The organism is Sabulibacter ruber (assembly GCF_017355955.1).
Classification (GTDB): domain Bacteria; phylum Bacteroidota; class Bacteroidia; order Cytophagales; family Hymenobacteraceae; genus Nibribacter; species Nibribacter ruber_A.
The window spans coordinates 49,422-73,712 of record NZ_JAFFID010000002.1; the positions used below are offsets into that span (position 1 = coordinate 49,422).

Below are 24,291 nucleotides of genomic sequence, written 5' to 3' on the forward strand. Positions count from 1 at the left end.
GTTTGTTAGGTCTGGAGCGTTTTTTGGTTGTTTTCCGTAAAACGTCCTTAAAATTAAGTCAATTTTTCTTAATACTGTTCCATCCGGTTGACAGCCTTGCAGATAGTCTATATTTTTTCTTTCTGATTAAACCTCAGGCAGCCAAAAAGCTCTAATCCATAAACCCCATAAGTAAACCTGTTAGTATGAGAATCCTGAAAAACCTTACCAAAGTAGCCTTCCTGTTTGTGGCCTTGTTGGCAGGCACCTCTGCCTTCGCTCAGCAAACCCAAAGACCGCAAGGAGCCAGGCTCACCACCGAGGAGCGTGCCCTGAGACAACTGGAGCGCTACCAAAGCCAACTGAATTTAACCCCAGACCAAGCCACTAAAATCAAGGCCATTGTGCTGGCATCAGCGCAGGAGATGGACAAACAGCGGGCTGCCGGCAGTCGCCCTGACCGAGCCGCCATGCAAGCTGAGGCGCAGAAACGCGCCCAGGAAATCAACGCTCTCCTGACTCCTGCCCAGCAAGAGAAATTCGCCCAGATTCTGGCCGAACAACTGGAGGGAAGACAAGGACAAGGCCAGCGTGGCCCTCGCCAAAGTGGTCAGCGCCGTACTCCCGGTGATTTATAATATTTGCGCTGTTAAAAACAGGAAAGCCGGAGAAGTACTCCGGCTTTTTTTGTGCCTTTTATGGAATGTTCTGTAGAAACAAGGAACTGACTTGTCTCCGCGCCTGCAGATAGACACATTCCCTCCATCCTGCCCCTTGCCATTGCCTGGAGAAGAAACTATCTTTCAAACAGTTTCCACACCTTGCCTGCTCCTCTATGAAATGGGTCCGCGCCATTCTTGCCACACTGCTGACACTTGCACTGGTTTATGCTCTGAACCGAACCTTCGGGATTGTACCGGCCCTGGGGCCATTCCTGAGCCCCTATGAAGGGTTCTGGCGCAGCGGCTCTGATGATGATTTCACTTCTGAGGAATTAACCTTAGCCGGGCTGAAGGCTCCGGTACAGGTCCGGTTCGATTCTTTGCGGGTGCCGCACATCTTCGCGCAGAACGACCATGACCTGTACTTCGCTCAAGGATATTTAACCGCCAAAGACCGGTTATGGCAGATGGAGTTTATGACGCACGCGGCCGCGGGCCGATTGTCTGAGCTCATTGGAGACCAAACCCTGGAGATGGACCGCTATCAGCGCCGGATAGGCATGGTGGCTTCGGCCAGAAAATCGCTGGAGAAGATGCAGGCTGACCCGCAGAGCAAAGCCGTGATGAATGCCTATACCGCCGGGGTGAATGCCTACATAGATCAACTCTCGCCGCGCGACTATCCCTTTGAATACAAGTTGCTGCATTACGCCCCGGAGCCCTGGACTACCCTGAAGATTGCGCTGCTGCTTAAGATGCTGGCCCAGGACATGACCGGCTACTCAGATGACCTGCGCATGACCAACAACCTGCGCAAGTACGGCCCCGGCGTGGTGAAAGACCTTTTCCCCAACTATCCTTTCCGCGAAGAACCCATTGTACCGGCGGGCACGCCAACCAATTTTACCCCGCTGCCCATTCCGCCTACACCCGCAGAGTTTATGGCCGGAGTAGCTTCTCATACCCTGGAGCGCCAGAAGCCCGAGAACCTGGGCAGCAACAACTGGGCTATTACGGGTGCCCGCACTGCCAACGGCTATCCGCTGCTGGCCTCAGATCCGCACCTGAACCTCAGTCTGCCTTCTATCTGGCACGTGGTGCAGTTGCATGCGCCGGGCATCAACACGTACGGCGTTATTATTCCGGGTGCGCCGGGCGTAGGCATCGGGTTCAATGAGCGTATTGCCTGGGGCATGACCAACGTGGGCGCCGATGTTCTGGATTGGTACGAAATCAGATTTAAAGACCAGAAACGGCAGGAGTACTGGCATGACAACCAATGGAAGCCCGTTCGCCGCGTGGTAGAGAAAATCAACGTAAAAGGCGGCGAAACCCTTCTTGACACGGTGCTGTACACGCACCACGGACCGGTAGCCTATCTGCCCAACGAAGAACCTTTACGTAGCGGCAACACGCCTACCGGCCATGCCCTGCGCTGGACCGCTCATGATACCCAAAACGAGTTAAAAACCCTTATTCTGGTAAACCGGGCCGCCAATTACCAGGATTTCAGGAAAGCGCTCACCACCTGGGCGGCTCCTGCCTTTAATTTCGTCTTCGCCGATGCCCGGAACATTGCCATTGTCTCCAACGGACTGTTCCCGCTGAAATGGCAGGAGCAAGGCAAGTTCCTGCTGGACGGCTCCAACCCCGCCCACGACTGGCACGGCTGGATTCCCATGGACCAGGTGCCGCAGGTGCTCAATCCGCAACGTGGTTTTGTGAGTTCTGCCAACCAGACGCCGGTCAGCCCCAAAGATTACCCGTATTACCTGGGCTCCAGTTTTGCCGGGTATGAGCGCAGTGCCCGCATTAACCAGCGGCTAGCTGCCATGACCCAGGCTACGCCAGATTCTTTCAGGCTGATGCAGATGGACAACTACAGCTTTGTGCCCAGGAATGTGCTGCCCACCATGCTGAAGTTACTAGACCAGCCGGCACTCTCAGAGAAGCAGCAGAAAGTCTATCAAACTTTGGCTTCCTGGAACTACCAGTTTGATGCCGATAAAACTGCGCCTTCGCTCTTTGAGGAATGGTGGCAACGGCTGGCCCGCGCAATCTGGGTAGACGATTTCCCGCAGGACAAATTCAAAGCTCCCACCCGGGACCGTCTGGTGCAGATGATTCTGGCAGAACCCAATGCCCGCTGGTACGATGATGTAACCACCCCGCAGAAAGAAACGCTGCCCCTGCTGGTCAACCGCACCTTCAAACAAATAGCCGACAGTCTGGGCACCGAGGGCGATCAACTGAAATGGGGCACCGCCAAGAACTCCAACATCCGGCACATGGCGCAGCTACCGGGCTTTGGGGAAAAGCTGTTCTCCGGCGGAAGCGCCAACTCCATCAATGCCCTTAACGGCAGCCACGGGCCTTCCTGGCGCATGGTGGTACAGATGGGTCCGCAGGTACAGGCCTGGGGCGTGTACCCCGGCGGCCAAAGCGGCAATCCCGGCAGTCGGTTCTATGACAACCTGCTCAACGACTGGCAAAGCGGGAAACTGCACCAGCTGCTGTTCCTGCGTTCGGCCATGGACAGACCTAGCAGTACTTCTGTTCAATGGACTTTAAAGCAAAACTAATCCTATGCTCTTCCTCCTCATTCTTCTTCTCAGCCTTCTTGCTCAGTTCTTCCTGCCGTGGTGGAGCATTGCCGTGGTTTGTTTCGGGGTGGCGTTCCTAAGGGCAACCCGGGGAGGGCAGGCGTTCCTGGCGGGCTTTCTGGCCATAGGGGTGACCTGGCTGGGGGCAGCGCTGTTCTGGCACTTGGTCACCGATGGTCTTTTAAGTACCCGCGTGGCGACCATGCTCACCATCAACTCGCCGTGGTTGTTGATGGCAGCTACCGTGCTGGTGGCCGGTGTGGTAGGAGGGATCAGCGCCCTGTCTGGCTTTTATGTGCGGCGGGTTTTTGCTTAGGCTGTTTCAGGACTGTTTCACAGGAAACATGCTCAAAACGGAAGCAATTGCCAAGGAAGCAGGAAATAAAAGCCAATTAACTTTCATACCACCCATTTACTTCTAATTTGCAACGGTAGCACCAACAGACCTTGCCTGTCTTTCTAGTCCTTTGGTTTTTCTTGCCGTTTTTCTCAGAATCCTTTCCAACCCGCTAGCCAATGTGTTCCAGAAGCTGCTCACGGCCTCGGGCAGTCCTCCGTTGCTGGTCAACTTCAACTCGTACCTGCTGCTGAGTTTGTTCTGTTTGGTTCCGGCGGTGGGCATCAACTGGTTGGAATTGCCGGTTGAGTTCTGGCTTTACTCGGTAGCGGTGGGCCTTTTTGGGGCGTTGGGCAACGGATTTCTGGTCAGAGCCCTGCAGTCTGGTGATTTGTCGGTGCTAGGGCCTATTAATGCGTACAAATCGGTGATTGGGGTGTTGGCGGGTATGGTGCTGCTGCGGGAGTTTCCCAACATTTGGGGAGCCCTCGGGATTGTGCTCATTGTTGCCGGCAGCTATTTTGTGCTGGACACCACGCAGGAAAAGTTCTCCTGGCAAATCTTGAAGCAAGCAGGTATTCAGTTCCGCATCTGGGCCATGGTGCTGGCCGCCATTGAGGCCGTGTTCATCAAGAAAACCATTCTGTACTCTTCGCCGGGCATTTCGTTCATCAGCTGGTGCTGGTTTGGGGCTTTTTTCTCGGCGTTCATCACGTTCGCTACTCCGGCCAACCGAGGGCTTTTCAGGCTGGAGCAGGCTTCTGATAAACTCAAGAAGTACCTGTTCCTGGTTATTTGCATTGGTGTGATGCAGTTCACCACCAACTACGCCTTTGAGCACATGCCGGTGGGCTACGCACTTTCGCTGTTCCAGCTTTCCACGCTGGTGAGCATTGGGCTGGGCTACCGCTTCTTCCAGGAAACAGACATCCTCAAGAAAACCGTGGGGGCTTTGATCATGGTGGCGGGCTCAGTGCTCATTATACTGTTCAAGTAAACTTGAACTAGTTCTGAGTTCTGAGTCTAGAGTCCTGAGTCATTTGTAGAAAGTCCTGAGTTCTGAGTCATTTTTGCTACATTGAATTACCCCTCGTACGTCTTGGCGTATTTGTCCTGTTTTCCCGAAATCAGCCCCAAAACACCTGTTCCCTACTTAACTCAGGACTCAGAACTCAAGACTCAGAACTATTTCAGATTTTTTGAAAAAAAATCTGAAATCCGCTGTAATGATCTTTCACCTCGGTCGTCTCTGTTATTGAATGGACTTACAAGAGTTTAAAACCAAGGTACTCCCGGCCAAACAGAAGCTGTACAGAATGGCGCTTTTCCTGTTGCAGAACAAGGAGGAGGCTGAGGATATCTTGCAGGATGTTTTCCTGAAACTCTGGTCCAACAAACACAAGTTGCACGCTTACGCCAGCATTGAGGCGTTTGCCATGAGCATCACCAAAAACCTGTGCCTTGACAAGCTCAAAGGCCGCAAGAACAAGCACATGGTAGACGTGGTGGACCTGGAACTAGGTTCGGGCGAGGTGAACCCCTACCAGCGCTACGAACTTTCTGACCAGGTGAACAAGGTGCAGGAACTCCTGAAGCTTCTGCCCGAGCAGCAGCGCCTGATTCTGCACCTGCGCGATGTGGAAGGCTATGACTACCCCGAGATTGAGCAGATCACAGGCATCAACGTCAACGCCATCAGGGTGGCGCTGTCCCGGGCCCGCAAAAGTGTACGCGACGGACTTTTAAAGATGGAAAACTATGCAGTTTGAGCAGATAGAAACCTTACTGGAGAAATACTACAGCGGCGAGACGTCTTTGGAAGAGGAAGAGAAACTGAAAGAGTTCTTCCGGCGCACCAAACTCCTGCCCGACAGCCTGAAACCCCACGCCGTGCAGTTTCAGTTCTACACCCAGGAGCAGGACGTGCAGGTAGACAAATTCCTTTCCGATGACTGGCTGTTTGAGAAGATCGAGAACCCGGCGCTTTCAGCGGCTCCGGTGGCCGAGAAACCCACAAGCACCAGTTTCTTCAGGACGTACTCCTGGCAGATAGCCGCCAGCATCAGTTTACTCATTATCGCGTTTTGGGCAGGCAATTACTTTAAGCAATCAACAGAGGTAGCTACCGGCAGTTCTGAAGTGGTAGCGCTGGAACAGAAGCAAATGCCGGAAAACAGGCTAGAAACGGAAACAGAAACTGAATCCGCTGCTCCGGCGGAAAACAACGCTACAGCTCCCCTGGAATCAGTTGCCGCAACTGAACCGGAGCCAACGGAGCAAAGAACGGAGCGTTTTATTCCTACCAAACCCAGACAGGTGAAGCAGGTGCTGGCCTCCAGCGCATCGGCGGCAAGAACCTCGGCCAGCGACCGGCTGCAGTTGGTGAACCAAAGCCTCAGAGCCGAAGGGCTTAGCCAGGCCGAAAACAAAAAAGCCATTAAACTGCTGGTGAAGATCATGAACCAGGACAGCAACCTGAACGTGCGCCTGGCCGCCTGCGAGGCCCTCTACCAGTTCAAAGATTACCCCGAGGTACGCAAAGCGTTCATCCATGCCCTGGGCACGCAGACCGATCCGCTCATGCAACTCACCCTCATTGAGATGGTGGTGAAAATAAAAGAAGCCTCCGCGGTGCCGCAACTGCAGGACATCATGCACCGAGACAACTTATTACCCATAGTAAAATACAAAGCCCAAGAGGGTCTGGCAACCCTCATCTAGTCACTGATAAATCTCTATTTCCATGAAAAAACCATTGATACTGGCATGGGCGTTCCTCATGCTTACCGGGAACTGCCTTGTCTCAGAAAACGCGACGGCTGCTAACTTCCAGACTTCCCAGCCCCAGAAACCCGCAGCGCACCAGGATTCAACCCAGGAGGGCGCACTACGCACCTACAAGGTGAAACTAGGCTCCGGCAAAGACAGATTGGTGCAGATTGCCATGTCTAACAGCAATGCGCAGATTGTAGGTCACAACGGCGACGAAGTCATTATTGAAACCAAAGACTTCAGCGCACCGCCTAAACGCGCCGAGGGTCTGAAGCCGCTCTACAACCAGACCGAGGACAATACCAATCTGGGCTTATCGGTGACTAAAAACAATAATACTCTCTCCATCAAGCAAGCCACCCGCAATAGCTCTACGTATGTGATCAGAATTCCCAGAAGCGCGTCTGTGACCTTCAAAGAGACCAGTTGGGAAGGCGGAGATCTCTCCATTTCAGACATGAACGGGGAAATTGAACTGAAGCTCAACAACACAGAGGCAACCTTGAACAACGTATCGGGGCCGGTGGTGGCCAACAACACCAATGGCTCTATCAAGGTTATCTTCTCTTCCTTAGACCAAGCCAAACCCAGCTCCATCTCCACGGTTTCCGGTGATATTGACATTTCTCTGCCGGCCAAAGACAAAGCCAACTTCAAGCTCAAATCCATGCAGGGTGAAATCTACACCGACTTCAATATAGAGATGCAGCGGGAAAAGAACGAAGATGGCGAGTTGGCCTTAGTAGGCGGTGGCGGCGACATTGCCGGCAAAATAAACGGCGGCGGCGTGGAAGTAAGCGTGCAATCCATCTCCAGCGACATTTTCATCCGGAAAAAGAAATAATCTCCCAGCTCTTCTAAAGCCCAACGCACATGAAAAAGTTATTAGTGGTAGCCCTACTACTGTGGGGTATAGGGAACCTCCATGCCCAGAAAAAAACGGTGGAAAAAACCTTGGCTGTGCCCGCCTCCAAAAAAGTGAACCTGAACCTGAAGTTCGGGAACGAGGTGAAGGTAACCGCCTGGGACAAGAAAGACGCCTACGTGAAGGTGACGTATGAGATCAACGGCGGCAAACTCAACCAGGCGTTTCAACTTAACTTCACGCCGGGCAATGACCAGCTAAAGGTCACCGCCGATCTGGACCATGAACTGCTCAAGAACAGCAACGTGGAGGGCGACTGCCCCGATGGGCAAGGCCGCACCTTCGCCAGCTACAAAAACGGCAAAATCAATAAAGGCGCCTGCACCCGCATTGACTACGAGATCTTCCTGCCCCGCGACGCCCGCCTCACCCTGGAAACCATCAACGGCGACGTGGAACTGCGCGGCTTCACCGGCCCTATCAACGCCAAATCCATCAGCGGTTTTGTAGACATGGACTGGCCCAGCCAGCAAGGCGCCGCCGTTTCCCTCAAAACCATCACCGGTGAAGTTTTCTCAGACGTTTCTCTCACCTATGCTGAGAAACAGCAGGAAGCCCCCGTCATAGGCTCAGCCGTCAGTGGCAAAGTAAACGGAGGCGGCTCGGCCATTCACCTGGAGTCCATCAGCAACAACATCTACTTCCGGAAGAAGAAGTAAGCGTTTCGGGGCCGTTTTCCGCAAAACAGCCCTGAATCAGAGTAATCGCAGAGCTACGGAGCAAGACCAGATTATCCCCTTTGAAGGGCTAGGAGAATAACACAAATGCGGTTATTCAGGCAACTCTTTCATTACAATAGCCAAAACACCCCACTCCCCTCGCTCGCCTCCGGCGAGTGTGAGAAACCGGGCGGCGTCTCGCCGCTATGCCCAAAACACTATACCGTTACTGCAAAACGGTTCCCGGTGGCCAGAGGCCACCAGATAACGCACACTCGCCGGAGGCGAGCGAGGGTAAAACTTCTCTCCTGAATTAAGCCTAGTTTCCAAAAAACAAGCTCAAATCAACCCTTCTTCCCACTCTCACCGGCTCTTCCCTGAAATATTTTCCCGGATACGTGCAACGGTTCTGGGGCCGGTGAGTCTTTAGGGTGCATCAGTTGGTCCAACCCATCTATTAAAAATCACATTCTCTACTGCTATGAAAAAAAGAGCCCTCTTTTTGCTGGGACTGCTATGCCTTTGCCTTTCGGTTTTCACGCAGAGCCAGGCACAGAACACCTCTTCACAGCTCGCCTTGGCTGAACCAAAAGGCAACGGAAAAATCTCCGGCGTTCTCACCGATTCCCTCACCGGCAAGCCCGTGGAATTTGTGACCGTGGCGCTGCTGCAGAACGGAAAATCTGTGGACGGCACCTTATCTGATGCGCACGGCAAATTCAGCTTCTCAAGGCTGGCCAAAGGCGAGTATGAACTGAATTTCAGCTTTATCGGGTACCAGGCCAAAACCATCCGGCAGATCTCTATCACCGAGAAAGACCCCGAAGTGGTGGTGGGCAACGTCAAACTGAACTCCGCGGCCACCAAGCTGCAGGAAGTGACAGTGGTAGGGCAGAAGCCTTTGATTGAAGACAAAGTAGACCGCCTGGTGTACAACGCCGAGCAGGACATCTCCAACTCCGGGGGCAACGCCGCCGATGTGCTCAAGAAAGTGCCTTCTCTCTCCGTGGACGTAGACGGGAACGTGCAGTTGCGGGGCTCTTCTAACGTGCGGGTGCTCATCAACAACAAACCGTCTACCATCATGGCGTCCAGCGTGGCCGATGCACTCAAGCAAATTCCATCAGACATGATCAAGAGCGTGGAGGTGATCACCAGTCCCTCGGCTAAGTACGATGCTGAGGGCAGCGCGGGCATCATCAACATCATCACCAAAAAGAACAGTCTGGAGGGCACCAACGGCAACGTGGGACTCTCGGTGGGCACGCGCAACAGCAACGGCTGGAGCAACCTGAACGTGCGCAAAGGCAAGCTGGGCGTGAACATGAGCCTGAGCCGATTTGAGTTCTACATCCCCAATGAGACGTCTTTGGAGCGCACAGAGTACACAGAAGGCGGCACCCGGGTCACCCGCCAGAGCGGGAAGATGCGGATGCGGGGCGGCGGAACCTATGCACAGCTGGGCTTAGATTTTGACCTTGATTCCATGAACACCTTCTCGGCGGGGCTGCGGATCAACGGCGGTAATTTCAGAGGGCGTGGCTCCCAACAAACCATTCTGCCCGACGAACTCACCAACAGCTTTACCCACAACCGGCAGCGCCGCCTGAGCAAGGACCTGAACCTGGACTACACCCACATCTTCAGGCCACAGCAGGAACTCTCCATTTTAACCCAGTACAGCGAGACCGATCTCAACAGTTCGGCAGACCAGGACCGCCTGAACCAGGATGAGCAGCTGTTCTATCTGCAACGTAACGCCAATGAAGGCATGAACCGCGAGATCACCCTGCAGACCGATTACACGCATCCGTTCGGGAACAAAACCACGCTGGAGGTGGGCGCGAAAACCATCTTCCGGAAAGCGAACAGCGATGCCGCCTATGACATTACCTTGCCCCTGCAGGACCAGCGCACCCTTTCTGACAACATCTTCCATTATGACCAGGAAGTGTGGGGCGGCTACGTGTCTTATGGCTTGCCGCTGCTTAAAAACTACAACCTGAAAGCCGGCGTGCGCTATGAACAAACCCGCATCAAGGGCAACCTCCTCAGCCAGAGCAAAACCTTTGAAGACGATTACGGCAACTTCATTCCCAACATCACGCTGTCGCGCACGCTCAAGGAAAACCACACCGTGAAAGCCAGCTACACGCAGCGCATCCAGCGGCCGCTCATCTTCTACCTGAACCCGTACCGAGATGAGCGCGACCCCACCTTCATTTTTGTGGGAAACCCCACGCTGGATGCCGAGGTCACGCACGCCTATGAACTGGGCTACAGCACGTTTTTCAAGACCAGCTCAGTAAACGTGGCGTTTTACCTGCGCCAAACCGATAACGCCATCCAGGCCATTAACCGGGTGGAAGGCAAGGCCACCATCCGCACGTTTGAGAACCTGGCCCAATTGACGTCTTATGGCGTGAGCGTATCTGGGTCTACCAAGCCGGTGCCCAAGTGGAACATCAACGGGAGCCTGAACGCGTACCGCTCGCGTCTGCAAAGTGAGTTGGGCAGTAATGATGCCTGGCAGTACAACCTGAACGTGAACTCGGGCTACGAATTCGGGAAAGGGTTCACGGCGCAGGTGTACGCGGGCTACAACGCTCCCTCGGTGACGCTGCAGGGCCGGAACTTTGCCTGGCACTACACCAGCTTCTCGGTGAAAAAGGAGTTTCTGGAGAAGAAAGCCAGTGTGACGCTGGGCATCAATAACCCGCTTTCTGAGTCTATCAACTACGGCTCGCGGGTGAGCACTCCGGCCTTCACCCAGACCAACAACTTCCTCAATTTCCAGCGCAGCTTCCGGATTGGGTTTGATTATAAGTTTGGGCAACTGGATGCGAGCAAAACCACCCGCAAGAAAAAAGCCATCCGTAACGATGACGCCAAACAGGGCGAAGGCAGCTAAGATTAGGTTTGTTTGTGAATGGACAGCGCACGGTTCCTCTTCTGGGCCGTGCGTTTGTTTTTAAGCCGATTTCTGAAAAACGGCCTTAAAACAAGGCGAGGGTCAGGTTTCGCTTTGTTCCTCTTCAACTCTGTCTTTCCCTGAGTAGCGATTTCCGTCTGTTTTCTGGAAATTCGCCTCGAAACGAACTCCACATTCCTCATGCGCTACGCTCTCACCAACGGCACCATCTACTCCGGCTACACCACCGCCCAAGGCTACGCGGTCTTGTTTGAAGACGGAAAGATCCTGGACCTGATCCAAACAAATGAAATCCCCGAAGGCACCACCGTGCTGGATGTTCAAGGCAGCATCATTTGCCCCGGCTTTGTGGATTTGCAGGTGAACGGCGGCGGAGGCGTGTACTTCACCCAATATCCTACGCTGGAAAGCCTCAACACCATCAGAGATGCACACCTGCAGTTTGGCACCACCAGCTTTCTGCCCACGGTGATCTCGGCGTTTCAGGACAAGATCCTGGAAACCATTTCCGCGGTGCGCCAGGCCATGCAACAGTCACCCAGCTCGTTTCTGGGCATGCACCTGGAAGGACCGTATTTCAACCCCGGGAAAGCGGGCGCCCATGATCCGGCCTGCATCCGGAAAGCCACGCACGAGGAACTGGATGTGCTGCTGGAAGCGGGCAAAGACGTGATTACCTATCTCACCCTGGCGCCCGAGTGCGTGGAAGCAAGCATCCTGCAACGGCTGGCCCAAAGCGGCATCGTGCTCTCCGCCGGACACAGCCTGGCCACCTATGACCAGGCCATGCACTTCTTCCAAAACGGAATCAACGCCATCACGCACCTGTACAACGCCATGAGCGGCTTAGACACCAAACAACCCGGCCTGGCCGCCGCCGCCCTGGATTACGGCCAGACCTGGACCGGCATCATTGTAGACGGCGAACACTGCCACCCCTACGCCGTGCGCCTGGCCAAAAAGATGCTGGCCGAGAAACTGCTGCTCATCTCAGACTGCGCCGCCTGCGTGGGTTCTGACATTGAATTCACCGATTTTGGCAACTTCAAAGCCTATTACCGCAACGGCCGCTGCGAGACCGAAGACGGTCGCCTGGCCGGTTCTGCTTTAACCATGCTGCAAGCCGTACAGAATACTGTGAACCTGGTAGGCCTGGAACTGGACGAAGCCATTAGAATGGCGACGCTGTACCCGGCGCAGGTTTTGAAACTGGAAGACAAAGTAGGCCAACTGGTTCCCGGGGCCGCTGCCAACCTGGTGGTGCTGGACAAGGAATTGCAACTGCAACAGGTGTGGGTAGATGGAGCCGAGGTGACGTTGAACAAGAACTAAAAAAAGCGATTCGGGCCTGTTTTCTGGAAAACAGGCCCGAATCGCTTTAATCAAGCTAGCTTCTCCCCTTACTCAATGATAATCCGCTGGGTATGCTGGTGGCCCGATTTGGTTTCGACTAACAGTAGGTAGAGCCCGCTGGCCTCGCCTTTGACCCTGAACTTCTCCGTGACGGCTCCGGCCGCGTACTGCCTGAACGGCGAAAGGGTTTTCACCAGATTCCCGTTGATATCCACCAGACTCACCCGCATTTCTTCCTCCCGCTTCAAACTCATGGAAAGGTTCAGCCACTCCGCGCTGGGGTTGGGGAACACCACCGCGTACTGAATAGAAGACAAACTACCGGGGCTGGATTCAAAGTACTTGAGTTGGGTAGAGGCACCGTTTGGTTTCGCTGCCTGCCCCGGGGCGGCACTGGTTTCAGGGGTTTTCTGCTGCGCCAATAGCTTGTACTCGCGGGTGATTTCCTGCTGTAGCGCCTGCGGCAGTTGGTTTAAGAACTCGGGGGTGGCGGCAAACCAGAAAATGGCTTCGTCTTTGGCTTTGTTGTTGGCCCGCACCAGCACCGGAATCAAAGTGTTCACAATCTCAGTGAAGTACGAGGGCTCCAGTTTCTGTTCGTCTTCAGTGTCCATCATGTACTTCACCCGCTGTTCCCCTTCCCGGTTAGAGACGTACAGCGGGTGAAGGTTAGGAACGGGCATCGCAACTTTGCTGCTGTCTTCTTCAGGTTTCAAGCCCTTGAAAATATTCACAGAGTGCCCTCCGCTGTAGATGGTGAACTCCAGCCGCACGTTGCTGCCGTCTTTGTCCTGGAAAATGCGCAGGTACATAATGCCTCGGTCGTTCACCTCAATGCCCAGTTTGCGCTCCGCCTCGCGGGGCAGTTCCAGCAACGTGATCTTCCCGAATACTTTCTCGCCTTCCTTTGCATCTATTTCTGCGGGGCTTGTCTCTCGGGCGCTGATCTCTTTGCCTTGTAAAGAAGTAGTTCTGCTGGTGGCAGTTGGTTTCTGAAGTGTTTGTTGCCTTGGCGCGGTTACTTCTTTAGATGTAGGAACAGGTGAAGATGTCTTAGGTTGAATTTCACTGTTTGTTCCCTGTGAAACCGCTTGCTCGTTTCCGGCAACAGCTTTGCCCATCATCTGGGTAGGGGCTGTTTTGGGGGTATTTTCGTTTAAACCCAGCCAAAGCAGAACAGAAATTAATAGGGTTCCCAGTCCGCCCAAGGTCCAGAGGGCAGTTTTGCTGTTGCCTGTGCCCGATGCCTTCCCATTGGGTTGGTTACTGGCGGGCAGTTGGCCTATGGCTTCTTTCAGCTCGCTCAAGGGCACCACGGGTTCCTGGGCCTTGGCAGCCTCAAAGTAATGGTTCAGGTTTTTATGTGCGTGTGACATGATGCTGCTGGTTAAAAAGTGAGGCTGACCTGGGCCCGTGAACTGATTTTCTCAAACTGCGCTTCCTCCGTGGTTTCGCTTTCCAGTACCCGCAGGGTTTCCTGGTCGTTGAGCAGGCGGGCCAGTCGTTTCTTGCCGCGTACCACCCTTGATTTCACCGCCGAGAGGCTGCACCCCTGGATGGCCTGCACCTCCTTCAGGGCGAAGCCTGAAATCTCAAACAGAATGATGGCTTCGCGCTGCTCCTCAGGGAGTTTGGCCAGGGCCTCGTACAGCAACCGCACATCGGCACTCACTTCCGCATTCTGCGTGTCCTGGTGTTTCTCCTCGGCCTCGGGTGCGCTAAAGATGCCCCAGAACTTGCGGCGGCGGCTCTTGTTCCGCAGAATGCGCGTCGCGATCCCGAAGAGGAAATGCAGAAACGCCTCTTTGTGCCGAAGCGAATCAAAATGCTCATAGGCTTGCAGCACCGTCTCGCTGATGAGGTCTTTGGCGTCTGCGCTATGAAACACCCGGGCCTGGCAGAACCGGGCGAACGGCGCGTGCACCGGCTCATAAAGCGCCAGAAACGCCTGCTGCTTGGCGGTATGTTCTTGCGGTTGGGACATATCGTACTCCTCTGGTTTTGACGGTAAGTGGCACAGCCGGGCTTAAAAGTCGCAGCGGGGAGGAAAATTTTTAACTTTTCATTGAAGATAAGCGAATACACCTGTAAAAGATGATTTAGAACTGTTTTTCAAAAAGAAGCCGTAAAACAGGCTTTCTCCATTCTGATGGCTATCTTTCCTGAAGAGCACCTCGGGAGCAGTTCTTGACCGCTTGAGCCTTTACCACCTGAACTATGAAAATCATTACCATCACCGTAAACCCCGCCCTGGACAAGAGCACCCGGGTAGAATCTGTAGCCCCCGAAAAGAAATTGCGCTGCGAAAAACCCGTCTTTGAACCGGGCGGCGGCGGCATTAACGTTTCCCGCGCCATTAAGAAACTGGGCGGCGAATCCTGCGCCTGGTTCCTGTCGGGCGGACATACCGGGGAGAAACTGGGGCACCTGTTGCAGGAAGAAGGCGTGCAGTTCAGGAAGTTCGATTGCCAGGAATCTACCCGCGAGAACCTGGTGGTGTTTGAGAAATCTACCCGGCAGGAATATCGGTTTGGCATGCCCGGTCCGCAGGTAAGGGAAACGGAGTGGCAACAGATGCTGCAAGCCCTGGAAGACCTGGAGGAAGCCCCGGACTTTGTGATTGCCAGCGGCAGCAACCCGCCCGGTGTCCCCGATGATTTCTACGCCCGCATTGCGGAAATGGCCTGCCGCAAAGGCTTTAAACTGGTGGTAGACACCTCGGGCGAAGCCCTTATGAAAGCCGCCGGCAAAGGCATTTACCTGCTCAAGCCCAACCTGAACGAGCTGGCCGCCTTAGCCGATAAAGAAGTGATTTCCTCGCAGGAACAGGAAGACCTGGCCACCAAAGTCCTCGCCGACGGTAAAAGCCATGTGCTGGTCGTCTCCTTAGGTCCACGGGGCGCCATGCTGGCCTCTAAGGACGGATTTGAATACGTGGTACCGCCCACCGTGAAGCAGGAAAGCGCCGTAGGCGCCGGCGACAGCATGGTAGGCGCCATGGTTCTGAAACTACAGGAAGGCTGGCCTTTGTCTGATGTAGTCCGCTATGGTGTAGCCGCCGGTACCGCCGCCACCATGACACCCGGCTCAGAACTCTGCCGCAAACCCGATGTAGACAGCATCTACGAATGGCTCAAAGCCCGCCGGTAAGCTTTAACATTGGAACCATGTTTCAGGGCTGATTTACTTAAATCAGCCCTGAAACATGGTTTCTTGGTATTGCAGTAGAGCTAAGCCATTTCTTAGGATTGATAGGGTTTTCTTAGTAAGATATTTCCCAATACGTGGGGACACGAGCGGGACGCTCGCGCCAGCGGATCAGCAATCGTGTTTTGAGGCTAGCGCCTCACGGCAGTTGCAAACTGCCATCATGGTAGGTCCAAGTCACAGACTTGAACCATGGAAAGGAAAGGCCTCGTAGAGACAAGGCAGTGCCTTGTCTCTACGAGGCCACGAGACCCAACATCGTCATCGCTTTTGCCACTTCTGCCTCTTTCCCCGATTCCAGTCTTTCGGGCGAGCGCCTTAGCAGGTTCCGGTGCCGCAGGCATTGCGACTGATAAGGAGCAAAGGAAGCTGGTACAGCGCGAGCGCGGAAGACGGGGCCTCGCGGCCGTGAGCGCATACCGCTACCTATGAAACAACCAAGCTCATGAGTCCCTGGATCAGCGGTCACATCGCCAGCATCAGCAGGCTACAAGCCTTGTTACCATCATCTTTACCCTCCGCTGCAAACAAACACCTTATTTCCTTCCTTCCTTAACTACTTTCATCTGCACCGGCACTACCCCGCTTTTCTCCATATCCAGCTTGCGGGCGGCTGATTTAGACAGATCCAGAATGCGGCCGGGGGTGAACGGACCTCTATCGGTGATGCGCACTTTCACGGAGCGGCCGTTCTGCGGATTGGTGACTTTCACCTTGGTACCGAAGGGAAGTTTCTTGTGGGCGGCGGTACGTTTGCCGGGGCGGTATTTCTCACCGTTGGCCATCTTGCGTCCCCTGAACTTATCGGCGTAGAAAGAAGCTTTGCCTTTTTCAGCGTAGCCACGCTCCCCAAAGGCTGGTGCGCTGGTGGTACATTGGGTGTGCAAAAAGGCAAGCAGGGCAAGACAGAGCAGTTCCCAATGGAACAGAAAGAAACGTTTACGCATAATCAAAAAAGTGAAGCAAGGCATGGGCCAGCAGGGGCCAGTCCAGTTGCTCCAGGGGGTGTTTGGTATTAGGTAAAACTTGAAACTGCCCCTGCGGCAATTGCCGGTAGGCGGCCAGGGATTCTTCTACGGAAACCATCTGGTCTTTGTCGCCCACCGCAATCCGGACCGGGACGGAAACCTGAGCCAGCTTGGAGGCCGGCAGAACAGGCTGCTCACCCAATTGGCGCATCAGGTCGGCGGTGCGGCGCACTACTTCTACCCAATCCTGGGGCGCATGCCTGGTTTTAAGGGTTTGGGCAAAAACGGGCACTTTTTCGGCAAGCACTTCGGGCCGCAGTTTCGCAACCTCGGTCTGGGCCACCTCTGGAGTCCAGTTAAACTTGGTGGCCAGCGTGAAGATTTTGGAAAAACGGCTGGGCTGCTGGCGGGCTGCCTCTAACGCAATATAGCCTCCCATGCTATAGCCAAAAACCCGCACCTTGGGCAACTGCTGTTCTTTAAGCCAGTGCAGTAGCTGGTCCACAAAAAAGTCTATGCGGAAAGGCTCCTCGGGGAAAGCCTCTCCGCCATGCCCGGCCAGATTGAAAGAATACACTGGCAACTTGGGAGGCAGCAACGACAAAAGCGGTTTGAACTGAGTCTTAGCGCCCAGCGCACCGTGTAGCAGCAGCAATGGTTCCATACGGGAAGTTAAGCTTCTTTTGCAGACAACCCAAACGCGTTGTTTTAGGGCCACATTTCTGAAACCGCACCTAAAACAGACACAGCATCAGCCGCCTTCGTTCAGTTTTTTCAGGAAGTGGAAGCCCTTGATGGCAAATCCTTCGCGCAGGTAGAATTTGTGGGCGGCATTGTTCACCACGTAGGCATCCAGCATCATGGTTTCGCATTGGTTTTGCTGGGCTTCCTGGGTGAGCCAGTCCAGCAGGCGTTTTCCTATGCCATGAGAGCGGTACTGCTCATCTACCACAAAGTTGTCTACCTCCAGGTACTTGCCGCTGTACAGTTTGGTGCCAATCCAGAAACCCGACAGCCCCAGGCAAGTGGCTCCATCAAAGACGCCCACCATGCGGTACTTAATGGGGAGCATCTGCCGCAACAGCGTTTCATAGCGCTCAGCTTCCATATTGGGGTTCAGGCACTGAATCAGATGAAGTTGCTGTAGCATCTCGGGCATCTCGGTTATTTCCCTTATCTGAAATGGTAATGTCATAAAAGTAGAAATTGGGCCACAAAGCTAGGAAGCTAAAGATTGCTGCGAAACAAATGCTAACAAAATGTTAAAAAAAAGGCCGCATAAAAGAGGAACGTTAAATATCTGTTAATTAACATTTCACACCTAGTTTAGCGAAAAAAGCCCTTCTATATTTGATCCATTAGAAGACAAAAAGAACGGATTAGAACTTACTTTCAAAAGCATGTAGCTACTTATAAGGGAACAGGATCAACCAACTAAGCGGCGCAGGAATGCCGCCAGGAGGCAAGCTGTTTCTGGGAGTTCTATTGAAAGTTAAAAGCTGATCTACCAGTCACCAGTAATGTAAAATGAAGGCCACTTGCTAAAATGTTCGATTCTGAATTATAAGGTGTTCGGTAATGAACGTACAGAAAAGACACAAAACTCATAATTGCCTAATAATCAACAATTTGATTCTATGGCACACCGCTTGCAACTATACAATTGAACAACAGCTAAAGAGGCAGTTTGGAGCAGATGGGAAGTTTAAAAGAACACTTTTGCTGAGGTATAAAAAAATCTAAAAAAATTTTAAACACATAAGCAACCTTCTTCTAATTTCTGCATCTATTAAAATGAAAGCACTTCAGAAAAGAAAAACAAATAATAAATAACAGGCAAAATACCTGCCCTGGAACCACTTTACCTTTAAGTTAATTAGAGGCGCTTATATTCCTTAATTAAGAAATAAAAAGAAGTCTTTTTACGTCATCAACCCACAAAAAAACATTACAATTATGAAAAGAGCATTATTAATTTTCGCCCTAGTTTGTGTTCAAGTATTAACTGCTTTCGCACAAGGTCCAACCAGCAGAGTAAACACTGAAAAAGTAAAAATGTATCGTCAGCCTGCCATTGGCACAGAAGTGATGCGCCTGTTGAGCCCTGAAGATGAAATTATTGTGATGCGCAAACAAAACCACGAGTGGACCCTTGTGCAGATTGACGGAGAAGCCGGTTATGTGCTTACTTCTTACCTGAAAGCCAAAAAAGCTAAAAAAGCCACCGCCTCCAAACAAGTGGAACCCTCTAATAAAAGCGCAAAATTATAAGGAGAAAAAGCTGCACTTGGTAGCTTTATAAAGCAGAGGGCCCGCTCTTATAAGAGCGGGCCCTCTGCTTTTAGAGAAACTCCTTTTTATTGTTTAGGAGTGTAGTTGTAGAGTTCTATGGCTTCTGAAAGCTTGTCTTTCTTCACCAGCCTAATGATCTGCGGCAGCAACGTAATACCGGCTCCTACCAACAGCAACGGAGACACACTGCCCCCGGATGAACCACCTCTAAACTGCTGCTGAACACCTGCCAACATTAAGCCCGCCCCGGCAATGTACATCCCCGTCTGGATGTTCTGGCCTCTCTTGTAGTTCTGGAGACTTTCCACACTACCCGGGTTATCAGACAAAGCGGCTCTCAGGTTTTTGTAGGTAAGCGGCTCTAGCGGCCCGTTGTCTTTGGAGAAGTAATACACCCGGCGTTGGGTAGGATAGCCATACCCGTACCCACCGTAACCGCCCATGCCGTAGCCATAACCACCGTAGCCGCCCATGCCTATTCCAATGCCCGGCGCGTACGAATTATAATCAGTACGGTACACAAAGTAGGTAGATACGCGGCCAACAGACTCGCGCTGCGCAAAATCACTGAACCGGCGTCCGGCATTTACACGGGCAAAGTATCCTTCCTGGCTTTGGAAGACTTTCACGGCATCAGGGGCGTATTTAAGGGAATCATCCAGTAGGAAGAAGTTCTGCTTAAAGACCGGGCTTTTAAATTGCAACTTGCTGGCGTACACGCGCTGCCCGTTGTGCAATTCTATAAAATATGGTTGGCCAGTGGAGACACCTTGGCTCCAGGCACATTCAACTGCCGCCCAGCAGAAGAAAACCAGAAAGTATAATTTTTTCATCATAGCAAAAGGAAAACGAAAAAGTAGGATCTCTATGATAAATCTATATAAAAAAAGAAGAACCTCACGTGAAATCTTGAATATGAGCCAGATAAGCGCAACAGACAAAGATAAAGCTTAGTAAAAGAGAGGGAAAGAGGCAATTTGTTCCACCTAACCTAAACTAGATCATGTTCATTGCACTGTGTATTTTATTGATTATTGCGTTGTTTGTTACCGTGTATTACGTGAGAGCTAACAAGGCAGGTACTTCTTCTTCTCCAATGGGAAGCACTACCCGTATTTCTGGTGGTGGTCCTAACGCACCGGCTACTCCCGGGCAAACCTCCAGAGTTTCCCATAACCCAGGCAGCATTCCAGACGGCAACGGAAACAACATGGGGAATGGTAATGCGGCTATGAGCACCGGTATGCAAGGCTAATGCCTTTGCAGCTATAAAACAAAAATAAGAGATAAAGAGAAGGGCACCACAGTAGTGGTGCCCTTCTCTTTATCTTACCTCTCAGCCATTACCTCAATGGTTTCCGTTTTCATTGGACATGGCGGGTTGTTTCTTCTTTGAAGAGGTACTGGCCTTGTTGGCATCAGCGTTGTTGTTGTTGGTAGCCTCTATCTGGATAGGGTTTGCGCTGCCCTCACGTACCTCAATGCGGTGTTTGGCGGTTTTCTGCTCGTCTTTAGGTACCCGTACATGCAGAACCCCGTTTTCAAATACCGCCTCAATGCCATCGGCCTTTACCGTATCTGGGAACTGGAATGAACGGCTGAAAGAACCGTACTGGCTTTCAACCAGGTGATAGCGCTTGTCTTTTTGCTCATTGCTGAAGCGGCGCTCACCCGAGATGGTAAGACGTCCTTGCTGAAAGTCAATCTGGATGTCTTCTTTTTTAAGACCGGGCAATGCCACCTCAATTTCATACCCTTGCTCGGTTTCGCAGGTGTCTACCAGAGGGCTGAACTTGCTCAAGCGCTCCCGGGTGTTCACAGATTCATTAAAGAAACGATCCAGCATGCTGCTGAAAGATTGCGGCATGAATTCGTCAAAGCCGCTTCCTAAACGTTGGATAGCCATAGCTTTAATCTTTTTTAAATTGTGAAATGAAACATCTGGCAGGCTGTTCCTGCCTTTACAACATTGCCAATTGACACAAGGGCCGTTTTTAAGCCTTGTTTCTGAAAAGGAGCCCTAAAACACGTTCAACCGGTATCTCAGGCGCTCCGTCTTCTTATTTATATTAGAGTTGCTCAATTTCCAAAAACCGGGGGCCTTGTGGCAGATATGGGATCTGCACCCGCAGCTCGTTTCCTTCATGCACCACCCGCAGCGCGCTTAGGTCTGCGTACGGGGGCAACAGCATATTCTGGTGGAACAAAGGGATCTGCATGTCCTGGTTTTGTTCGCTCTGGTGCAGGGCCATGATGGTAAGTTGGTTTTTATCCAGCACCACCTGGCATTGCTCAGGGGCAACCCCCGGCAACATGATTCTCAGCACCAGGTCTTTTTTACGCTTTAGCACGTTCACCTGCGGCTGGACAACCCCACCGCCTACCGTGTTGGCTAAGTCTATATAGTGCGCTATATTTTGTAAGAACTTTTTATCTTTAATGAGTTTCATGGCTCTTCTCCTCTTCCTGTCTTATTTCATGAAGGACATTTGCAAACGGCATACCAAGCCCTGAAATGCCCTTTTTACGCCGCATTTAAGACAGTTTGTCAACCCACCGCAGACACAAACGTGGCATTATGACAGCTATTTTGACAGCCACCCTATAGGCATAGCTTAGCCCTGATCGCTTGCGTTTAACCCGTAAAAAAGATGTTGTTTATTACACCGGGCAAACTACTTTCCTGTGCCGGCTACGTATAAGCAGGAACATGCTTAAACAGCTGCAAGAATCAGCGGCAACTGGTATTATGTACAACAGAAGGCTTATGAAAAGTACTACTTAGCTGCTGCTGCCTCAGGGCCTATAAACATTGAACTACAGAGAAAAAAAGCCAAACCCAAGAGAAACGTTAACTTTCTTAAACCCAGCGCCTTGTTCCGTCTTATCTCTGAAAATGCTCAGATTATCCAATTTGAAAGCAAAAACAGACATAGAAGGATAACATAATTATTTATAATTTTGAATAGTGGTATCTATAGAAGTGCCTGTCTTACCTACAGTGTTCTTCAACTGAGTAAATACTAGTACGATTGTCTCCATGAGAAAAAGTTACTTCCATTCCGCCAACTTAGACCTCACGTATGACGAGGATCAGAAAACGGCTTATGCCGTTTGGAATGGTTTCTTATCTACCCAGGAGTTCCGCGAAGCCGTAACCAAATGCGTTGAGCTGATGGAGGAAAAGGGTATTGTTAGATGGCTGGCAGACAATCGGAAGATGAAGGTGATGCGCAAAGCCGATCAGATCTGGTTTCAGGAGCAGATCATCCCGCGCATCCTGAGAAGCTCCGTCCGCCGCATGGCTACTTTGGTGTCTGAAGACTTCTTCAACAAACTGGCGGTAGAGCAATTGATGCAGCGTGTGGGCAGCCTGGGTCACCTTGCCATGCACGACTTTGAAGATGAGGCCTCAGCCATGACCTGGCTTATGGCTCCCCACTCTGAAAACGCAATTAACCAAGACAAAGGCTAAGTTCCGGTACTAAAAGTTACTCCCCGGGCCTTCTAAGACCTGGCATTTCTTCTTTGCTTACCCGTAAGAGGGTTTTCCTCAACCAAGTGCTTGCCTGTTTTGGCACTGTTTTTCTGAATGTAGGGCTAAAACGGGCTTTTCCCCCACGCCAGTTTGCCTCTACACTTTCTCTGAGAGAGGTAAAGATTTTACCTGCTCGGAAATCAGAACAGCCTAATCATAATAGGCCAAAACTGACGCTGAACCAGAAACACCTGCTTCCTTTTGTGGAAAGTACCCTTTCCGGGCATCTGTGAGTAGCTGGCATGAGCAAACTACTGCTACATGCAGAGTATTTTAATTAATATATTTGTGAAATAATATATTAGGAACCATCGTTGGCATAGTAAAAAATTAATATATACGTAAAACTTATACAATATTTCATGCCCTTAAAACTACCTTCTGTTTACTATGAAAGCCATGCCTTTACTGTTTCATATGACCTGGACCGTTCTTTAGGAATGGCTGTCTGGCAGGGAAGACTGCCCAGTGCAGACTTACAGGAAGCGTTTCTGATATGCTCCTATGTGGTGGATAAGTTTAACCTTAGTCGCTGGCTCGCCGATGACCGCAAAATGAAGGGGTTTACAGAAGAAGACAAAAAATGGATTGCTGAGAATGTGGCTCCCTCTATGATTGCAGGTCCTTTGCGCCGCATGGCCATTCTTCCCTCAGAAGACGAGGAGCAGGTAGAAGCAATTGAGCATCTCATCCAGCGCGCCGGTGATCTGGGCGATTTTATCATAAAGAGTTTCTTTGACGAAGACGAGGCCCTTCAATGGCTCATGAGAGAGCTCTAGAATTGCTTTCCGCTCTTATTATCCACCACCACAGGAAGAACCTTTAAGTCTAACCACGTTTTTGGCCTGTTTTCAGGTTTTCAGCCCTAAACCATCAGGCCTTTTTACTTTTAGAAGAAGCGGGTGGCAAAGGCTATCTCACCAGAAGCGTAACTCTGGTTTGGTTCTGTCGTTTGCTTTTGATGATGGAAACGCTTGAATATGTCTTCGGGATTGGGCAGCAGGACCTCAACTGGTGGCAGATGTCCATCAGGGCAGTGGTGGTCTTTTTTATTTCTTTGGTGTACGTACGCATTGCCAACAAACGCATTTTTGGCCGGCACAGCGCCTTTGATATTGTGCTGGGGGTAATGTACGGCTCGGTTATGAGCCGTGCCATTACGGGTACCTCGCCGTTTATCCCCACGCTGGCGGCCGGTTTGGTGCTTATTGTGTTGCACCGCATGCTGGCCTCCCTTGCTGCCGGAACGCAGCACCATGAATCCCTTAGTAATTTCCTGAAGGGGAAAACTGCCACCCTGGTGCAGGACGGTAAGTTTCTGGAAGATGCCTTGCGCGCCCACAACGTCACCAAGAATGACATCATGGAAGCGTTGCGCACCAAGGGCGGTCCGGTAGAGGTTGAGAAAATAGAAACCGCCTGCCTGGAGCGGAGCGGCAGTATTAGCGTAGTTTATAAAAAAGAGAGCTAAAACCGGTTATTGCTTTCTCACCAGCTTAATCCCCAGCTTACCATGAGATCTGTTCCATTCGCCTAAACCCAGCGGCATGCAGGTATCCAGAATAAGCGTGTCTTTGGTGAGCATCACAATAGAGTATTCCTGGCCGTCAATGGTGAGTTTGTTGCCCTGCCGCTGGTACGCTTTGGTTTGGGTGGCGGCCTCGGTTATACCGCATTTACGGCTGCCGGTGGAAACAATCAACTCACTGCCGCTTCTGAAATCATAGACATCGTCATCTTCGCAGGTAGGGTTAGACGGCCTGAAATACATATCAGAGGGTTTGGTTTGGTAAGCACAGGCTTCTTCGCCGCCTAACACCAAAACTTTGTTAGAATACCAGTCCCACTGGGTCTGTAACAGATCGGCAGTGTCCTCCTCATCATCGTTGTTGCAGCCCCAAACGTAGCAACTCAAAAGAAGCAGCAGTAAAAGCCTTGCGGTTTTCATAGGTTTCTAGGTTCTCTTCTGATACTTCTAATATCCAAAAGACAGAGGTTTTATTCAAGGGCTCCGGTCCCTTTCCCCCTTGCGAGGCTACATGGGTAGGCGCTTTACCGGGCACT

25 protein-coding genes are annotated in these 24,291 nt (G+C 51.9%); 16 read left to right on the forward strand and 9 right to left on the reverse strand.

Annotation, left to right across the window (positions count from 1 at the left end):
* Window positions 1-185: 185 nt before the first annotated feature.
* From JT719_RS11595 to nagA, 10 genes are all read left to right on the forward strand, one after another.
* Entirely contained in the window at window positions 186-617 is a 432-nt protein-coding gene (locus JT719_RS11595) for a hypothetical protein (RefSeq protein ID WP_207433433.1), read from the forward strand.
* Between the two features lie 197 nt (window positions 618-814).
* On the forward strand, window positions 815-3,223 hold the full coding sequence (locus tag JT719_RS11600) for a penicillin acylase family protein (protein WP_207433435.1): 2,409 nt from the start codon (window positions 815-817) through the stop codon (window positions 3,221-3,223).
* 4 nt (window positions 3,224-3,227) lie between these two features.
* Window positions 3,228-3,560, forward strand: a complete 333-nt coding sequence (locus JT719_RS11605) for a hypothetical protein (protein WP_207433437.1) — start codon at window positions 3,228-3,230, stop codon at window positions 3,558-3,560.
* 202 nt (window positions 3,561-3,762) lie between these two features.
* Window positions 3,763-4,578, forward strand: a complete 816-nt coding sequence (locus JT719_RS11610; protein WP_341350761.1) for an EamA family transporter — start codon at window positions 3,763-3,765, stop codon at window positions 4,576-4,578.
* A gap of 262 nt (window positions 4,579-4,840) precedes the next feature.
* Complete coding sequence (locus JT719_RS11615; protein ID WP_207433441.1) at window positions 4,841-5,350, forward strand: RNA polymerase sigma factor; 510 nt, start codon at window positions 4,841-4,843, stop codon at window positions 5,348-5,350.
* Entirely contained in the window at window positions 5,340-6,302 is a 963-nt protein-coding gene (locus JT719_RS11620; protein WP_207433444.1) for a HEAT repeat domain-containing protein, read from the forward strand. Before JT719_RS11615 ends, JT719_RS11620 begins: the two co-directional genes overlap by 11 nt.
* Window positions 6,303-6,324: 22 nt before the next feature.
* The gene (locus JT719_RS11625; protein WP_242693223.1) at window positions 6,325-7,197 is read left to right on the forward strand and encodes a DUF4097 family beta strand repeat-containing protein; all 873 of its coding nucleotides are present in this window, start codon (window positions 6,325-6,327) and stop codon (window positions 7,195-7,197) included.
* 29 nt (window positions 7,198-7,226) lie between these two features.
* Complete coding sequence (locus tag JT719_RS11630; RefSeq protein WP_207433447.1) at window positions 7,227-7,937, forward strand: DUF4097 family beta strand repeat-containing protein; 711 nt, start codon at window positions 7,227-7,229, stop codon at window positions 7,935-7,937.
* 481 nt (window positions 7,938-8,418) lie between these two features.
* Window positions 8,419-10,848: a TonB-dependent receptor gene (locus JT719_RS11635; RefSeq protein WP_207433448.1), complete on the forward strand. Its 2,430-nt coding sequence runs from the start codon at window positions 8,419-8,421 to the stop codon at window positions 10,846-10,848.
* Between the two features lie 201 nt (window positions 10,849-11,049).
* Window positions 11,050-12,201: an N-acetylglucosamine-6-phosphate deacetylase gene (nagA, locus tag JT719_RS11640; RefSeq protein WP_207433450.1), complete on the forward strand. Its 1,152-nt coding sequence runs from the start codon at window positions 11,050-11,052 to the stop codon at window positions 12,199-12,201.
* Window positions 12,202-12,269: 68 nt separating this feature from the next.
* On the opposite strand, the gene JT719_RS11645 is transcribed toward nagA, so the two are convergent.
* Window positions 12,270-13,598, reverse strand: a complete 1,329-nt coding sequence (locus JT719_RS11645; RefSeq protein ID WP_207433452.1) for a T9SS type A sorting domain-containing protein — start codon at window positions 13,596-13,598, stop codon at window positions 12,270-12,272.
* Window positions 13,599-13,609: 11 nt separating this feature from the next.
* Window positions 13,610-14,206: an RNA polymerase sigma factor gene (locus tag JT719_RS11650; RefSeq protein ID WP_207433454.1), complete on the reverse strand. Its 597-nt coding sequence runs from the start codon at window positions 14,204-14,206 to the stop codon at window positions 13,610-13,612.
* Window positions 14,207-14,439: 233 nt separating this feature from the next.
* On the opposite strand from JT719_RS11650, the gene JT719_RS11655 reads away from it, so the two are divergent.
* Window positions 14,440-15,372: a 1-phosphofructokinase family hexose kinase gene (locus JT719_RS11655; RefSeq protein ID WP_207433456.1), complete on the forward strand. Its 933-nt coding sequence runs from the start codon at window positions 14,440-14,442 to the stop codon at window positions 15,370-15,372.
* 593 nt (window positions 15,373-15,965) lie between these two features.
* Here the strand turns inward: JT719_RS11655 and JT719_RS11660 are convergent.
* From JT719_RS11660 to JT719_RS11670, 3 genes are all read right to left on the reverse strand, one after another.
* A complete protein-coding gene (locus tag JT719_RS11660; protein ID WP_207433458.1) occupies window positions 15,966-16,376 on the reverse strand; it encodes a septal ring lytic transglycosylase RlpA family protein in 411 nt (136 codons plus the stop codon).
* Window positions 16,369-17,061: an alpha/beta fold hydrolase gene (locus tag JT719_RS11665; RefSeq protein WP_207433460.1), complete on the reverse strand. Its 693-nt coding sequence runs from the start codon at window positions 17,059-17,061 to the stop codon at window positions 16,369-16,371. Before JT719_RS11665 ends, JT719_RS11660 begins: the two co-directional genes overlap by 8 nt.
* A gap of 87 nt (window positions 17,062-17,148) precedes the next feature.
* A complete protein-coding gene (locus JT719_RS11670; protein WP_207433462.1) occupies window positions 17,149-17,592 on the reverse strand; it encodes a GNAT family N-acetyltransferase in 444 nt (147 codons plus the stop codon).
* Window positions 17,593-18,353: 761 nt separating this feature from the next.
* On the opposite strand from JT719_RS11670, the gene JT719_RS11675 reads away from it, so the two are divergent.
* The gene (locus JT719_RS11675; RefSeq protein WP_207433464.1) at window positions 18,354-18,668 is read left to right on the forward strand and encodes an SH3 domain-containing protein; all 315 of its coding nucleotides are present in this window, start codon (window positions 18,354-18,356) and stop codon (window positions 18,666-18,668) included.
* An 86-nt stretch (window positions 18,669-18,754) separates the two neighbouring features.
* On the opposite strand, the gene JT719_RS11680 is transcribed toward JT719_RS11675, so the two are convergent.
* Window positions 18,755-19,525, reverse strand: a complete 771-nt coding sequence (locus tag JT719_RS11680; protein ID WP_207433466.1) for a hypothetical protein — start codon at window positions 19,523-19,525, stop codon at window positions 18,755-18,757.
* A gap of 167 nt (window positions 19,526-19,692) precedes the next feature.
* On the opposite strand from JT719_RS11680, the gene JT719_RS11685 reads away from it, so the two are divergent.
* Window positions 19,693-19,944, forward strand: a complete 252-nt coding sequence (locus JT719_RS11685; protein ID WP_207433468.1) for a hypothetical protein — start codon at window positions 19,693-19,695, stop codon at window positions 19,942-19,944.
* Between the two features lie 93 nt (window positions 19,945-20,037).
* Here JT719_RS11685 and JT719_RS11690 read toward each other — a convergent pair whose 3' ends face one another.
* Together JT719_RS11690 and JT719_RS11695 are read right to left on the reverse strand one after the other, a co-directional pair.
* On the reverse strand, window positions 20,038-20,595 hold the full coding sequence (locus tag JT719_RS11690) for an Hsp20/alpha crystallin family protein (protein WP_207433470.1): 558 nt from the start codon (window positions 20,593-20,595) through the stop codon (window positions 20,038-20,040).
* 163 nt (window positions 20,596-20,758) lie between these two features.
* Window positions 20,759-21,139, reverse strand: a complete 381-nt coding sequence (locus tag JT719_RS11695) for an Hsp20/alpha crystallin family protein (protein ID WP_207433472.1) — start codon at window positions 21,137-21,139, stop codon at window positions 20,759-20,761.
* A gap of 590 nt (window positions 21,140-21,729) precedes the next feature.
* Between JT719_RS11695 and JT719_RS11700 the strand changes: the two genes are divergently transcribed.
* From JT719_RS11700 to JT719_RS11710, 3 genes are all read left to right on the forward strand, one after another.
* The gene (locus JT719_RS11700; RefSeq protein WP_207433474.1) at window positions 21,730-22,164 is read left to right on the forward strand and encodes an STAS/SEC14 domain-containing protein; all 435 of its coding nucleotides are present in this window, start codon (window positions 21,730-21,732) and stop codon (window positions 22,162-22,164) included.
* Window positions 22,165-22,589: 425 nt separating this feature from the next.
* Window positions 22,590-23,006: a hypothetical protein gene (locus JT719_RS11705; RefSeq protein WP_207433476.1), complete on the forward strand. Its 417-nt coding sequence runs from the start codon at window positions 22,590-22,592 to the stop codon at window positions 23,004-23,006.
* Between the two features lie 182 nt (window positions 23,007-23,188).
* Window positions 23,189-23,698 (forward strand): DUF421 domain-containing protein, encoded by a 510-nt coding sequence (locus JT719_RS11710; protein WP_242693224.1) that lies wholly within the window; start codon window positions 23,189-23,191, stop codon window positions 23,696-23,698.
* 6 nt (window positions 23,699-23,704) lie between these two features.
* Here JT719_RS11710 and JT719_RS11715 read toward each other — a convergent pair whose 3' ends face one another.
* On the reverse strand, window positions 23,705-24,175 hold the full coding sequence (locus JT719_RS11715; protein ID WP_207433478.1) for a hypothetical protein: 471 nt from the start codon (window positions 24,173-24,175) through the stop codon (window positions 23,705-23,707).
* Window positions 24,176-24,291: the final 116 nt, after the last annotated feature.

Coding starts and splice junctions, on each gene's coding strand:
- JT719_RS11650 (WP_207433454.1), bottom strand. CDS start 14,206: ATGTCCCAACCGCAAGAACATACCGCCAAGCAGCAGGCGTTTCTGGCG.
- JT719_RS11655 (WP_207433456.1), top strand. CDS start 14,440: ATGAAAATCATTACCATCACCGTAAACCCCGCCCTGGACAAGAGCACC.
- JT719_RS11690 (WP_207433470.1), bottom strand. CDS start 20,595: ATGGCTATCCAACGTTTAGGAAGCGGCTTTGACGAATTCATGCCGCAA.
- JT719_RS11645 (WP_207433452.1), bottom strand. CDS start 13,598: ATGTCACACGCACATAAAAACCTGAACCATTACTTTGAGGCTGCCAAG.
- JT719_RS11710 (WP_242693224.1), top strand. CDS start 23,189: ATGATGGAAACGCTTGAATATGTCTTCGGGATTGGGCAGCAGGACCTC.
- JT719_RS11695 (WP_207433472.1), bottom strand. CDS start 21,139: ATGAAACTCATTAAAGATAAAAAGTTCTTACAAAATATAGCGCACTAT.
- JT719_RS11680 (WP_207433466.1), bottom strand. CDS start 19,525: ATGATGAAAAAATTATACTTTCTGGTTTTCTTCTGCTGGGCGGCAGTT.
- JT719_RS11615 (WP_207433441.1), top strand. CDS start 4,841: ATGGACTTACAAGAGTTTAAAACCAAGGTACTCCCGGCCAAACAGAAG.
- JT719_RS11700 (WP_207433474.1), top strand. CDS start 21,730: ATGAGAAAAAGTTACTTCCATTCCGCCAACTTAGACCTCACGTATGAC.
- JT719_RS11705 (WP_207433476.1), top strand. CDS start 22,590: ATGCCCTTAAAACTACCTTCTGTTTACTATGAAAGCCATGCCTTTACT.
- JT719_RS11620 (WP_207433444.1), top strand. CDS start 5,340: ATGCAGTTTGAGCAGATAGAAACCTTACTGGAGAAATACTACAGCGGC.
- JT719_RS11675 (WP_207433464.1), top strand. CDS start 18,354: ATGAAAAGAGCATTATTAATTTTCGCCCTAGTTTGTGTTCAAGTATTA.
- JT719_RS11625 (WP_242693223.1), top strand. CDS start 6,325: ATGAAAAAACCATTGATACTGGCATGGGCGTTCCTCATGCTTACCGGG.
- JT719_RS11685 (WP_207433468.1), top strand. CDS start 19,693: ATGTTCATTGCACTGTGTATTTTATTGATTATTGCGTTGTTTGTTACC.
- JT719_RS11670 (WP_207433462.1), bottom strand. CDS start 17,592: ATGACATTACCATTTCAGATAAGGGAAATAACCGAGATGCCCGAGATG.
- JT719_RS11715 (WP_207433478.1), bottom strand. CDS start 24,175: ATGAAAACCGCAAGGCTTTTACTGCTGCTTCTTTTGAGTTGCTACGTT.
- JT719_RS11635 (WP_207433448.1), top strand. CDS start 8,419: ATGAAAAAAAGAGCCCTCTTTTTGCTGGGACTGCTATGCCTTTGCCTT.
- JT719_RS11660 (WP_207433458.1), bottom strand. CDS start 16,376: ATGCGTAAACGTTTCTTTCTGTTCCATTGGGAACTGCTCTGTCTTGCC.
- JT719_RS11600 (WP_207433435.1), top strand. CDS start 815: ATGAAATGGGTCCGCGCCATTCTTGCCACACTGCTGACACTTGCACTG.
- JT719_RS11605 (WP_207433437.1), top strand. CDS start 3,228: ATGCTCTTCCTCCTCATTCTTCTTCTCAGCCTTCTTGCTCAGTTCTTC.
- JT719_RS11665 (WP_207433460.1), bottom strand. CDS start 17,061: ATGGAACCATTGCTGCTGCTACACGGTGCGCTGGGCGCTAAGACTCAG.
- nagA (WP_207433450.1), top strand. CDS start 11,050: ATGCGCTACGCTCTCACCAACGGCACCATCTACTCCGGCTACACCACC.
- JT719_RS11595 (WP_207433433.1), top strand. CDS start 186: ATGAGAATCCTGAAAAACCTTACCAAAGTAGCCTTCCTGTTTGTGGCC.
- JT719_RS11630 (WP_207433447.1), top strand. CDS start 7,227: ATGAAAAAGTTATTAGTGGTAGCCCTACTACTGTGGGGTATAGGGAAC.